At 60.3% G+C, this 12768-nt stretch carries 10 protein-coding genes; 3 read left to right on the forward strand and 7 right to left on the reverse strand.

Annotation, left to right across the window (positions count from 1 at the left end; all coding sequences use genetic code 11):
* Positions 1-14 precede the first annotated feature (14 nt).
* The 3 genes from phoB to ACIONG_RS28175 all read left to right on the forward strand — a co-directional run bounded on the left by phoB (position 15) and on the right by ACIONG_RS28175 (position 3591).
* Complete coding sequence (gene phoB, locus ACIONG_RS28165) at positions 15-704, forward strand: phosphate regulon transcriptional regulator PhoB (RefSeq protein ID WP_401304096.1); 690 nt, start codon at positions 15-17, stop codon at positions 702-704.
* A 101-nt stretch (positions 705-805) separates the two neighbouring features.
* Positions 806-2128 (forward strand): phosphate regulon sensor histidine kinase PhoR, encoded by a 1323-nt coding sequence (gene phoR / locus ACIONG_RS28170; protein WP_213027007.1) that lies wholly within the window; start codon positions 806-808, stop codon positions 2126-2128.
* 122 nt (positions 2129-2250) lie between these two features.
* Complete coding sequence (locus ACIONG_RS28175; protein ID WP_007920256.1) at positions 2251-3591, forward strand: hemolysin family protein; 1341 nt, start codon at positions 2251-2253, stop codon at positions 3589-3591.
* 183 nt (positions 3592-3774) lie between these two features.
* Here ACIONG_RS28175 and ACIONG_RS28180 read toward each other — a convergent pair whose 3' ends face one another.
* The 7 genes from ACIONG_RS28180 to ACIONG_RS28210 form a co-directional block, all read right to left on the reverse strand.
* Positions 3775-4671 (reverse strand): peptidoglycan DD-metalloendopeptidase family protein, encoded by an 897-nt coding sequence (locus ACIONG_RS28180; RefSeq protein WP_401304088.1) that lies wholly within the window; start codon positions 4669-4671, stop codon positions 3775-3777.
* A 205-nt stretch (positions 4672-4876) separates the two neighbouring features.
* Positions 4877-5833, reverse strand: coding sequence for a response regulator (locus tag ACIONG_RS28185; RefSeq protein WP_201229384.1), 957 nt, complete (start codon positions 5831-5833; stop codon positions 4877-4879).
* Positions 5834-6001: 168 nt separating this feature from the next.
* Positions 6002-6763, reverse strand: a complete 762-nt coding sequence (gene phoU / locus ACIONG_RS28190) for a phosphate signaling complex protein PhoU (RefSeq protein ID WP_007954334.1) — start codon at positions 6761-6763, stop codon at positions 6002-6004.
* Between the two features lie 118 nt (positions 6764-6881).
* Entirely contained in the window at positions 6882-7715 is an 834-nt protein-coding gene (gene pstB / locus ACIONG_RS28195; RefSeq protein ID WP_103302696.1) for a phosphate ABC transporter ATP-binding protein PstB, read from the reverse strand.
* 183 nt (positions 7716-7898) lie between these two features.
* Entirely contained in the window at positions 7899-9569 is a 1671-nt protein-coding gene (pstA, locus tag ACIONG_RS28200) for a phosphate ABC transporter permease PstA (RefSeq protein ID WP_103302699.1), read from the reverse strand.
* Between the two features lie 16 nt (positions 9570-9585).
* On the reverse strand, positions 9586-11619 hold the full coding sequence (locus ACIONG_RS28205) for an ABC transporter permease subunit (protein WP_401304098.1): 2034 nt from the start codon (positions 11617-11619) through the stop codon (positions 9586-9588).
* Between the two features lie 423 nt (positions 11620-12042).
* Positions 12043-12768 (reverse strand): phosphate ABC transporter substrate-binding protein PstS family protein (locus ACIONG_RS28210; RefSeq protein ID WP_401304093.1); only part of this gene is annotated, 726 nt, incomplete at its 5' end.

A 12768-nucleotide genomic window follows, 5' to 3' on the forward strand; every position in this document is an offset into this window, starting at 1 on the left:
AAGTGGAGTATGGCATGGGTGGCAGGAGCATTCTGATCGTCGACGACGAAGCGCCCCGTGGCGAAATGATCGCCGTTGCGTTGGAAATGGCCGGCTATGACTGCCTCGAGGCGGAGAACTCGCAGCAGGCGCACGCCATCATCGTCGACCGCAAACCGGACCTGATCCTGCTCGACTGGATGCTGCCCGGCACCTCCGGCATCGAGCTGGCCCGTCGTCTGAAACGTGATGAGCTGACCGGGGACATCCCGATTATCATGCTCACCGCCAAGGGCGAAGAGGACAACAAGATCCAGGGTCTGGAAGTCGGCGCCGACGACTACATCACCAAACCGTTTTCCCCCCGCGAACTGGTGGCACGCCTCAAGGCCGTGCTGCGCCGCGCCGGCCCGACCGATGGCGAAGCGCCAATCGAAGTCGGCGGCTTGTTGCTCGACCCGATCAGCCACCGCGTGACCATCGACGGCAAACCGGCCGAGATGGGCCCGACCGAATATCGTCTGCTGCAATTCTTCATGACCCACCAGGAACGCGCCTACACCCGTGGCCAGTTGCTGGATCAGGTCTGGGGCGGCAACGTCTATGTTGAAGAGCGCACCGTCGACGTGCACATCCGACGCCTGCGCAAGGCCCTCGGCGACGCCTACGAAAATCTGGTACAAACCGTGCGCGGCACCGGCTACCGGTTCTCCACAAAAGCATAAAAACAGCTGCAAGCTTCTAGCTACAAGCGGCAAGAAACAGCGAGCCGCTCTGACTTGTAGCTTGCAGCTTGAAATTTGAAGCTGCGGCTAAGGACGCCCCCGTGAATCAAAACTGGCATGGCACCCTGATTCGCCACATGCTGTTGCTGGTCACCGTTTGCCTGGTGATCGGCCTGATCAGCGGCTACTACGGCTGGAGCCTCGCGGCGGGTCTGGGGATTTACCTGGCCTGGACGCTCAAGCAATTGCTGCGTCTGCACGAATGGCTGCGCCTGCATCAACCCGATGAAGCACCGCCCGACGGCTATGGCCTGTGGGGCGAAGTGTTCGACAGCATCTATCACCTGCAACGCCGCGACCAACGGGTGCGCGGGCGCCTGCAAGCGGTGATCGACCGGGTTCAGGAATCCACCGCCGCGCTGAAAGACGCGGTGATCATGCTCGACAGCGACGGCAACCTCGAATGGTGGAACCGCGCCGCCGAAACCCTGCTCGGGCTCAAGACCCCGCAAGACAGCGGCCAACCGGTGACCAACCTGGTACGGCATCCGCGCTTCAAGGAATACTTCGAGCAGGAAAGCTACGCCGAACCGCTGGAAATCCCCTCGCCGACCAATGATCGCGTGCGCATTCAGTTGTATCTCACGCGCTACGGCAACAACGAACACTTGATGTTGGTGCGCGACGTCACGCGCATCCATCAGCTGGAACAGATGCGCAAAGACTTCATCGCCAACGTCTCCCACGAACTGCGCACGCCGTTGACGGTGATCTGCGGTTATCTGGAAACCCTGCTCGACAACGTCGAAGAAGTGAACCCGCGCTGGAGCCGTGCCTTGCAGCAGATGCAGCAACAGGGCGGGCGCATGCAAACGCTGCTCAACGACTTGCTGCTGCTGGCGAAACTGGAAGCCACTGATTACCCGTCGGACAACCAACCCGTACAGGTCGATACGCTGCTGCAATCGATCAAGAGCGATGCGCAGCAATTGTCCGGCTCGAAAAACCAGCGCATCACCCTCGAAGCCGACGCCAGCCTGCTGCTCAAGGGCAGCGAGGCGGAACTGCGCAGCGCGTTTTCCAATCTGGTATTCAACGCGGTGAAGTACACCCCGGCCGAGGGCAACATCCGCATTCGCTGGTGGGGCGACGATCAGGGCGCGCACTTGAGCGTGCAGGATTCCGGCATAGGCATCGACAGCAAACACCTGCCGCGCCTGACCGAACGCTTCTACCGCGTCGACTCCAGCCGTAACTCCAACACCGGCGGCACCGGCCTCGGCCTGGCCATCGTCAAACACGTGCTGCTGCGCCACCGCGCACGCATGGAGATCAGTAGCGTGCCCGGTCATGGCAGCACGTTTACCTGCCATTTCGCCCCGGCTCAAGTCGCTCAAGCGCGGGCGATCAGCGCCGCCGAGTAAGACCGACCGGCACTCACCACTAGGCAATCGCCATGTCAGCCGCTACATTGGCTGACTTGTGCCTGCCTTTCAGGCGCGGCTTTTACCTCTCTTGAATCACACGGAACCCGCAAAACTCCATCATGGACCCTTCCCCTGGCTTGTCCCTCGCAACAATATTCGCCGATTTCGGCATGATCCTTTTTGCTCTGATCCTGGTTTTGCTCAACGGCTTCTTCGTTGCGGCAGAGTTCGCCATGGTCAAACTGCGCTCGACCCGGGTCGAGGCCATCGCTGATCAGAACGGCTGGCGCGGACACATTCTGCGCACCGTACACAGTCAGCTCGATGCGTACCTCTCGGCGTGCCAGCTCGGTATCACCCTCGCCTCCCTCGGCCTCGGCTGGGTCGGTGAGCCGGCGTTCGCGCACATTCTCGAACCGCTGCTGAGCGCGGTCGGCGTGCAGTCGCCGGAGATCGTCAAAGGTGTGTCGTTCTTCACCGCGTTCTTCATCATTTCGTACCTGCACATCGTCGTCGGCGAATTGGCCCCCAAGTCGTGGGCGATCCGAAAACCCGAGCTGCTGTCGCTGTGGACGGCGGTGCCGCTGTACCTGTTCTACTGGGCGATGTACCCGGCGATCTACCTGCTTAACGCCAGCGCCAACGCCATTTTGCGTATCGCCGGCCAAGGTGAACCCGGCCCGCACCACGAACACCATTACAGCCGCGAAGAACTGAAACTGATCCTGCACTCCAGCCGTGGTCAGGATCCGAGCGACCAAGGCATGCGCGTACTGGCCTCGGCGGTGGAAATGGGCGAACTGGAAGTGGTCGACTGGGCCAACTCCCGCGAAGACCTGATCACCCTGGAATTCAACGCGCCGCTGAAAGAAATTCTCGCGATGTTCCGTCGCCACAAGTTCAGCCGTTACCCGGTGTACGACAGCGAGCGCCAGGAGTTCGTCGGCCTGCTGCACATCAAGGATCTGCTGCTGGAACTGGCGGCGCTGGATCACATCCCCGAGTCGTTCAACCTGGCCGAGCTGACCCGTCCGCTGGAGCGCGTGTCGCGGCACATGCCGCTGTCGCAGTTGCTGGAGCAGTTCCGCAAGGGCGGCTCGCACTTCGCCGTGGTCGAGGAGGCTGACGGCAACATCATTGGCTACCTGACCATGGAAGACGTGCTGGAAGTGCTGGTCGGTGATATCCAGGACGAACACCGCAAGGCTGAGCGCGGGATCCTCGCCTATCAGCCGGGCAAGCTGCTGGTGCGCGGCGATACGCCGTTGTTCAAGGTTGAGCGTCTGCTGGGTATCGACCTTGACCACATCGAAGCAGAAACCCTTGCCGGGCTGGTCTACGAGACCCTGAAACGGGTGCCGGAAGAGGAAGAAGTGCTGGAAGTCGAAGGTCTACGGATCATCATCAAGAAGATGAAAGGACCGAAGATTGTGTTGGCGAAGGTGTTGATGCTGGATTGATGGGTGTTCTGGGGGCGGTTTCTGTGGTGAGGGGATTTATCCCCCATGGGCTGCGAAGCGGCCCTGAATCTGCATTCGTGTAGCATCTGACACAAGCATTCAATGGTTTTGGGACGGCTGCGCCCTCCATCGGGGATAAATCCCCTCGCCACAAAAGCCATCCACATCTGATCCCTCGTGTGTTTATTGTTTGCCCAACGCAAAGTTGGGCAACGCCCCTACCGGCTGGTTGAACTGATAGGGAATCGACACCAGCCCCGCGCCGCTGTTGCGCTGTATCACAAAGTGCAGGTGCGGGCCGCTGCTGTTGCCGGTGTTGCCTGACAGCGCCAACGGACTGCCCACCGTCACCCTTTGCCCTTCGCGCACGCTCACAGAGCCCTGCTTGAGATGCAGGTACACGCCCATCGTGCCGTCATCGTGCAGTACCCGAACGAAATTGCCCGACGCATCGTTGCCGCGCCCGCTCTGTGAATTCTCGGTTTTCACCACTACCCCTGCCCGTGCCGCAATAATCGGCGTGCCGACCGGCATGGCGATGTCCATTGCGTACTTGTTTTTCGGCCCGTAGTGGCTGTATTGGCCGTTGGCGCCCTGGCTCAGACGGAACGGCCCACCGCGCCAGGGCAGCGGATAGCGATAGCCCTGTGCGGTTCCGGCAGGGTCGCCGAGGGAGTAGTGAAATTGCGGCGTGTACACCAGCGGCTGCTTACCGGAAACCGCTGTCAGCAATGCCAGGCGCGTATTACTGCGCGCCGGCAGTACCCGGCGGATGGTTTGCGCCGGTGCGCCACGCACGTTGCTCATTCCGGTAAACGCCAGTGCTACCTCTACCGGCGCATACAGGTCGTTGCGCACAAACACCACGTCGGCGCCCTTCTGCTTCTTGATGTCGAGGTACACCTGCCGTTCGAGGCGTTCGACCATGCGGTCCTGAAACACGAACACCTGCGCGCCTTTGCTCGGACGGTCGCTGTACGAGACCACGCCGTTGGCATCGGTGGATTTGTAAATGGTCATGGCCACAGCCGAGGTGGAGGCCATGAAAAGACCACAGAAAAACAGCAGGCGCGCGAGCATGGGCAAGAGTCTGTCGAAGTAAGGCCTGGAAGAGAGCCTAGCAGCTGAGACAGACCAGGCTAGTCGACAGATGTTTCAAATGATCGTCCCCACGCTCTGCGTGGGGATGCAGCCCGGGACGCTCTGCGTCCCATGCGAGAGGACGCGGAGCGTCCGGTTGAGGCATTCCCACGCAGAGCGTGGGAACGATCAGCGTAAAACTGTGTTACGCGCCCGGAACGAAGTGCTTCTGCGCCGTACCGCGGGCGATCAGACGAGAGATGTAATCGAGTTTCTGCGCGTCCTGATCGACGAAGCGGAACGTCAGTTGCAGCCAGTCGCTGTCGGCTTTCTGCTCGTGGGCGACGATGGCGTGCAGATAGCCATTGAGGCGGGCGATTTCGGCGTTGTCGCCCTGCTCCAGATCGAGCACAGCGCTGTCGAGGATCTGCGGCAGGGTGTCGGTGCGCTTCACCACCAACAGCGCTTCCTTGATGCTCAGGGCCTTGATCACGCACTGCTGGTTGCCGCTTGGCAGGCGCAACTGGCCCTGACCACGACCACCGGCCGGCGCTTTCGACGCGGCAGGTGCCTGCACTGGCGGGCTGTTGAGCAGGCCACGGGACGGCGCAGCGGCGGGTGCCGGCGCAGCAGCGGCAGGCTTGGCGAACGGATTGACCGCAGCGGCCGCCGGAGCGCCACCGACCACGGCAGGCTTGCCGCCCGTCAACGCACTGAGCGAATCATTGCCGAACGCCGAGTTCATCTTGGTCGGTGCGCTGTTCATCAGGGTGTCGAGCTTGCCGACCTTGTTCAGCGCCTGCTTGACCTTGGTCAGCAGTTGCTCGTTGGTGAACGGCTTGCTGACGTAGCCGGACACGCCGGCCTGAATCGCCTGCACGACGTTTTCCTTGTCGCCACGGCTGGTGACCATGACAAACGGCATGGTCTTGAGATTGTCTTGCTCGCGGCACCAGGTCAGCAGTTCGAGGCCCGACATTTCCGGCATTTCCCAGTCGCACAGGACCAGGTCGAAGGCTTCTCTGGCCAGCATCGCTTGAGCTTTTTTACCGTTGACGGCGTCCTCGGTGCGGATCCCGGGGAAGTAGTTACGCAGGCACTTTTTTACCAGGTCACGAATGAACGAAGCGTCGTCCACGACCAACACACTGATCTTGCTCATCCAACACCCCTATAAAAATCCCGGCAAGCATACCGCTTTTACTGATGGCACATTGCCAACAATCTTCAGTCACGCCGGGACTTTTCGTTCGCGGGTGCTGCTTTTCAATTCGATGCGCCCTAAACAAAAACGCCCGGCCAAAGGGCCGGGCGCTTTTCTCAGGCAATCTTACTTATCGTCAGCATCGCCCGGAACATTAGCGGTTTCGCCGCTTGTGCCTTCAACTTCTTCTTTCATGCGCTTGAGGCCCATGTGGCGCACGTCGGTGCCGCGCACCAGGTAGATGACCAATTCGGAGATGTTGCGCGCGTGATCGCCGATCCGCTCCAGCGAACGCAGCACCCAGATGATGCTCAAGACCCGCGAGATAGAGCGCGGGTCTTCCATCATGTAAGTCGCCAGCTCACGCAGGGCAGTCTTGTATTCGCGGTCGATGATCTTGTCGTACTGCGCCACCGAAAGCGCCAGATCGGCGTCGAAACGGGCAAACGCGTCCAGCGCATCGCGAACCATGTTGCGCACTTGGTCGCCGATGTGGCGAACCTCGACGTAACCGCGTGGCGCTTCGCCTTCTTCGCACAGCTGAATCGCACGGCGGGCGATCTTGGTCGCTTCGTCGCCGATGCGTTCAAGGTCGATCACCGACTTGGAGATGCTGATGATCAGACGCAGGTCAGACGCCGCCGGCTGACGACGAGCGAGAATGCGCAGGCATTCTTCGTCGATGTTGCGTTCCATCTGGTTGATCTGGTCATCGATCTCGCGCACCTGCTGAGCCAGACCGGAGTCGGCCTCGATCAGCGCGGTCACCGCGTCATTGACCTGCTTCTCGACCAGCCCGCCCATGGCCAGGAGGTGGCTGCGCACTTCCTCAAGCTCGGCGTTGAACTGCGCAGAGATGTGATGGGTAAGGCCTTCTTTAGAAATCATTGTTCGCTCCGCGAAAGTTGCAAGCTTCAAGCTGCAAGCTTCAAGCAGTTATGTATAAGTCCTGATATCGCACCGCATCTTTCTTGCCGCTTGAAGCTTGCGGCTTGCAGCTGTACGGCTAGCCGTACCGCCCCGTGATGTAGTCTTCGGTCTGCTTCTTCGCCGGATTGGTGAACAGGGTATCGGTGTCGCCGAATTCCACCAGTTTGCCCATGTACATGAACGCCGTGTAGTCGGACACCCGCGCGGCCTGTTGCATGTTGTGGGTCACGATGACGATGGTGAACTTGGATTTCAGCTCGTAGATCAGCTCTTCGACTTTCAGCGTCGAGATCGGGTCGAGGGCCGAGCACGGTTCGTCGAGCAGCAGCACTTCCGGCTCCACCGCGATGGTACGTGCGATCACCAGACGTTGCTGCTGACCACCGGACAGGCCGAGTGCCGAGTCGTGCAGACGGTCTTTGACTTCGTCCCACAGCGCCGCGCCTTTGAGTGCCCACTCAACGGCTTCGTCGAGGATGCGTTTCTTGTTGATGCCTTGGATACGCAGGCCGTACACCACGTTTTCGTAGATGGTTTTCGGGAACGGGTTGGGCTTCTGGAACACCATGCCGACGCGACGGCGCAACTCGGCGACGTCTTCGCCCTTGCGGTAGATGTTGTTGCCGTAGAGGTTGATCGCGCCTTCAACACGGCAGCCGTCAACCAGATCGTTCATGCGGTTGAAGGTGCGCAGCAAGGTCGACTTACCGCAGCCGGACGGGCCGATGAACGCGGTCACGCGCTGTTTCGGAATGTTCATGCTGACGTCGAACAGCGCTTGTTTCTCGCCGTAGTAAAGACTCAGGCCGGGTACTTCGATGGCCACGGTTTCCTGCGCCAGGTTCAGGCTTTGCTTGTCGCGGCCCAGGGCAGACATGTTGATGCCGTGGGTATGTGTTTCGTGCTGCATGGGAGGCTCCCTGTGCTAACAAATTCGGTTCGTTGAACCACTGGCCAAACCAGCGGGTAACGCAAATTCAGTTTTTGTCGCGATCCCTGTGGGAGCTGGCTTGCCAGCGATGGCATCACCGCGGTGTAACTGAAACACCGCGTCGCCTGCATCGCTGGCAAGCCAGCTCCCACAGGATTGGTTTTAACTGTCTAGAGCTTTGTATTTTTCGCGCAGGTGGTTACGGATATACACCGCCGAAAGGTTTAGCGTGGCGATCACCAACACCAGCAACAGCGCCGTGGCGTACACCAGCGGACGTGCCGCTTCGACGTTCGGGCTCTGGAAGCCAACGTCATAAATGTGGAAGCCCAGGTGCATGATTTTCTGATCCAGGTGCAGGTACGGGTAGTTGCCATCCACCGGCAGCGACGGCGCCAGTTTCACCACACCCACCAGCATCAGTGGCGCCACTTCACCGGCGGCACGGGCCACCGCGAGGATCATGCCGGTCATCATGGCCGGGCTGGCCATCGGGATCACGATCTTCCACAAGGTTTCAGCCTTGGTCGCGCCGAGGGCCAACGAGCCTTCACGCACGGTGCGCGGGATACGCGCCAGACCTTCTTCGGTGGCCACGATCACCACCGGCACCGCCAGCAGCGCCAGGGTCAACGAAGCCCAGAGCAGACCCGGTGTACCGAAGGTCGGTGCCGGCAGCGCTTCAGGGAAGAACAAACGGTCGACCGAACCACCGAGTACGTAAACGAAGAAGCCCAGACCGAACACGCCGTAAACGATCGCCGGCACACCGGCGAGGTTGTTCACCGCGATACGGATGATCCGCGTCAGGGTGTTCTGCTTGGCGTATTCACGCAGGTACACCGCCGCCAGCACGCCGAACGGCGTTACGATCATCGCCATGATCAGGGTCATCATCACGGTGCCGAAGATCGCCGGGAAGATCCCGCCTTCGGTGTTCGCTTCACGCGGGTCGTCCGAGAGGAATTCCCAGATCTTGCTGAAGTAGAAACCGACCTTGGTGAACGTGCTCATCGCGTTCGGTTGGTAGGCGTGAACCACTTTGCCCAGACCGATTTCGATCTCTTTGCCGTTGGCATCGCGAGCGGTCAAGGCATCGCGGTTGAACTGCGCATGCAGATCGGCCAGCCGCGCTTCGATGTCCTGATAACGTGCGTTCAGCTCGGCGCGCTCGGACTCCATGTCCGCTTGCGCGGTGGCGTCGAGTTTGCCTTCCAGTTCCAGTTTGCGGCCGTGCAGACGGATGCGCTCCAGACCTGCGTTAATCGCGCCGATGTCAGTCTTTTCCAGCGACTTGAGCTGTGCAGCGAGGCCGTTCACACGGTTGATCCGCGCCTGCAGCTCAGGCCATGCAGCCTCGCCCTCGGCGATGACTTTGCCGTCCTGTTTGACGTTGACCAGATAGCCGTAGAAGTTGCCCCACTCGCGACGCTCGATCGCCATCAACTCTGGCGGCGTGGTCTGGTTGGTCAGCCACTCGCCGACGATCCAGGTGAAGTCGTTGCCGTTCAAGTCACGGTTGCCGACCTTGATCAGCTCGCGGGTCATGAATTCCGGGCCCTGATCCGGCACTGGCAAACCAGCGCTCTTCAGTCGGGCACGCGGGACTTCTTCCTTCTGTACCACTTCACCGACGACCAGGTGCTGGGCCTGGCCCGGCACGTCGTAACTGGCGTGGATCAGATCCGCCGGCCAGAAGTGACCGAGACCGCGCACGGCAATCACGGCCAGCAGGCCAATGGTCATGATGACCGCGATGGACACCGCGCCACCGCTGATCCAGACGCCCGGGGCGCCGCTCTTGAACCATCCTTTCAGGGAGTTCTGTTTCACAGACTTCTACCTTTGCTTAAAGCGACGAGTATTTCTTGCGCAGACGCTGACGAATCAGTTCTGCCAGGGTGTTCATGACGAAGGTGAACAGCAGCAGCACCAGCGCCGAGAGGAACAGCACGCGGTAGTGGCTGCCGCCGACTTCCGACTCCGGCATTTCCACCGCGACGTTGGCGGCCAGGGTGCGCAGACCTTCGAACAGGTTCATTTCCATGACCGGGGTGTTACCGGTAGCCATCAACACGATCATGGTTTCGCCGACCGCACGGCCCATGCCGATCATCAATGCCGAGAAGATGCCCGGGCTGGCGGTCAGGATGACCACGCGGGTCATGGTCTGCCATGGCGTGGCGCCGAGAGCCAGCGAGCCGAGGGTCAGGCCACGCGGCACACTGAACACGGCATCTTCGGCAATCGAATAGATGTTCGGGATTACCGCGAAGCCCATGGCCAGACCGACTACCAGAGCGTTGCGCTGGTCGTAGGTGATGCCCAGGTCGTGGGAGATCCACATGCGCATATCACCGCCGAAGAACCAGTTCTCCATGAACGGACTCATGTACAGCGACAGCCAGCCCACAAACAGGATCACCGGGATCAGCAGCGCACTTTCCCAACCGTCCGGGACTTTCAGGCGGATCGACTCAGGCAGGCGACTGAAGGTGAAACCGGCGACCAGAATACCGATAGGCAGCAACATCAGCAGGCTGAAGATGCCCGGCAGATGCCCTTCGACATAAGGTGCGAGGAACAGGCCAGCGAAGAAACCGAGGATCACCGTCGGCATCGCTTCCATCAGTTCGATGACCGGTTTGACCTTGCGGCGCATGCCCGGAGCCATGAAGTAGGCGGTGTAGATTGCAGCGGCGACGGCCAGCGGCGCGGCCAGCAGCATCGCGTAGAACGCGGCTTTCAGGGTGCCGAAGGTCAGTGGCGAGAGGCTCAGTTTCGGTTCGAAATCGGTGTTGGCGGCGGTCGATTGCCAGACGTATTTAGGCTCGTCGTAGTTTTCGTACCAGACCTTGCTCCACAACGCGCTCCACGAAACTTCCGGGTGTGGGTTGTCGAGCAGCAGCGGTTGCAGCTTGCCGCCGGCTTCGACGATCACGCGGTTGGCGCGTGGCGACAGACCGAACAGGCCTTGGCCTTCCACTACCTGATCAACCAGCAAAGTGCGGTGCGCGGTGCTGTGGAACACGCCGAGCTTGCCGCTGGCATCGAGGGCGAGGAAGCCTTTGCGGCGTTCTTCAGCAGTGATTTCAACGATTGGCGTCGTGCCCATCTGGAAGGTGCGGATCTGCTTCAGACGCAACTCGCCATCGGTATCGCGGGCCATGAACCACTGGGCCAGACCACCCTTGGAGTCACCGACGATCAGCGAGATACCACCGACCAGTTGCGTGGTCGCGGTGACTTCGGCGTCAGCGTTTTCCAGCAGTTTGTAGCGGCCGTTGAGGCTCTTGTCGCGCAGGCTGAAGACGTCGGCCTGGGCACGCCCGTTGACCACGTACAGCCATTGCTGACGCGGGTCGACGAAGATGTTTTTTACCGGTTCAGTCATCTGCGGCAGCTCGATGCGCTTCTGCTCGTTGGTGACTTCGCCGGTCATCATGTTTTCTTCGCTGGTCAGCGACAGAACGTTGAGTTGCGAACCGGTCGAACCCACCAGCATCAGGGTTGTGTCGGTCGCGTTGAGGCTGACGTGCTCAAGCGCACCGCCGGCTTCGTTCAGCGCGATCGGCGTCTCGCCGTACGGGTATTCGATGGCCGGGGTGATGGTTTTCTTGCCGTCGGGGTAGCTGACTTTATAGGTGTGACGGAACACCAGCGCCTGGCCGTTGGACAGGCCGACGGCTACCAGCGGATGACCTGGCTGGTCTTCGCCGATGGAGGTTACGGTAGTGCCGGCCGGAACCGGCAAATCGACGCGCTTCAATTCAGCGCCATTGTCGATGTCGAAGAACAGCGCCTGACCCTTGTCGGAAACGCGCATCGCCACCTGATTCTGCTCTTCGAGCGAAATCATCAGCGGCTTGCCAGCGTCCTGCATCCACGCGGGAGTAATGGCATCTTTCGCAGTCAGGTCGGCACCTTTGAACAGCGGCGCAACCACGTAGGCGAGGAAGAAGAAGATCAGGGTGATGGCTGCCAGCACCGCGAGACCGCCAACGAGGACGTACCAGCGGGTGAAGCGATCCTTGAGCGCGCGAATGCGGCGCTTGCGTTGCAGCTCAGGCGTATTGAAATCAATGCGCTTGGGAGGATTAGTAGTCATGTGGGAATTGGCCAGATCATTCATGCGCTCACCCTAGCGATCCTGTATGACAGAAAGATGACAGTGCAGTGACGCAGCAAATCCACCGCCAGCAGGACTGGCAGAGGATCGAAAATTTGAGGTGTGGAAAAGGCCGGCCTGCAAGCAGATCCGGCCTTTTTCCTTGAGTCAGGCGGAGCTCACCCCGGACTCAATTTGTTACTTCTTTGCGACTTCAGCGCCGCCTTCTTGCAGACCCAGGTCAGCCAGTGCTTTTGCAGCAACCTTGGCAGGCAGTGGGATGTAGCCGTCTTTCACTACAACTTCCTGGCCCTGTTTGGACAGAACCAGTTTCACGAACTCAGCTTCCAGCGGAGCCAGAGGCTTGTTCGGGGCTTTGTTCACGTACACGTAGAGGAAACGCGACAGTGGGTACTTGCCGTTCAGGGCGTTCTCTTCGGTGTCTTCGATGAAGTCAGTGCTGCCTTTCTTCGACAGAGCAACAGTCTTCACGCTGGCGGTTTTGTAGCCGATGCCCGAGTAACCGATGCCGTTCAGCGAGGAGCTGATCGACTGCACGACCGAAGCCGAGCCTGGTTGTTCGTTGACGTTTGGCGTGTAGTCGCCTTTGCACAGGGCTTCTTCTTTGAAGTAGCCGTAGGTGCCGGATACCGAGTTACGGCCGAACAGTTGCACTGGCTTGTTGGCCAGGTCGCCGGTCACGCCCAGGTCGCCCCAGGTTTTCACGTCGGTTTTGGCGCCGCACAGACGGGTCGACGAGAAGATCGCATCAACCTGTTCCATGGTCAGGTGCTGGATCGGGTTGTCTTTGTGTACGAACACCGCCAGGGCGTCCACGGCAACCGGGATAGCGGTTGGCTTGTAGCCGTATTTCTGTTCGAAGGCCGCCAGTTCGGTGTCCGTCATCTTGCGGCGCTTCGGGCC

Source organism: Pseudomonas sp. NPDC087817 (genome assembly GCF_044742875.1).
In the GTDB taxonomy this organism is placed as follows: Bacteria; Pseudomonadota; Gammaproteobacteria; order Pseudomonadales; family Pseudomonadaceae; genus Aquipseudomonas.

Excerpts from the sequence above, each read along its gene's own strand:
- ACIONG_RS28185 (WP_201229384.1), bottom strand. The coding sequence starts at position 5,833 with ATGAGCAAGATCAGTGTGTTGGTCGTGGACGACGCTTCGTTCATTCGT.
- ACIONG_RS28205 (WP_401304098.1), bottom strand. The coding sequence starts at position 11,619 with ATGCAGGACGCTGGCAAGCCGCTGATGATTTCGCTCGAAGAGCAGAAT.
- phoU (WP_007954334.1), bottom strand. The coding sequence starts at position 6,763 with ATGATTTCTAAAGAAGGCCTTACCCATCACATCTCTGCGCAGTTCAAC.
- pstB (WP_103302696.1), bottom strand. The coding sequence starts at position 7,715 with ATGCAGCACGAAACACATACCCACGGCATCAACATGTCTGCCCTGGGC.
- phoB (WP_401304096.1), top strand. The coding sequence starts at position 15 with ATGGGTGGCAGGAGCATTCTGATCGTCGACGACGAAGCGCCCCGTGGC.
- ACIONG_RS28175 (WP_007920256.1), top strand. The coding sequence starts at position 2,251 with ATGGACCCTTCCCCTGGCTTGTCCCTCGCAACAATATTCGCCGATTTC.
- ACIONG_RS28180 (WP_401304088.1), bottom strand. The coding sequence starts at position 4,671 with ATGCTCGCGCGCCTGCTGTTTTTCTGTGGTCTTTTCATGGCCTCCACC.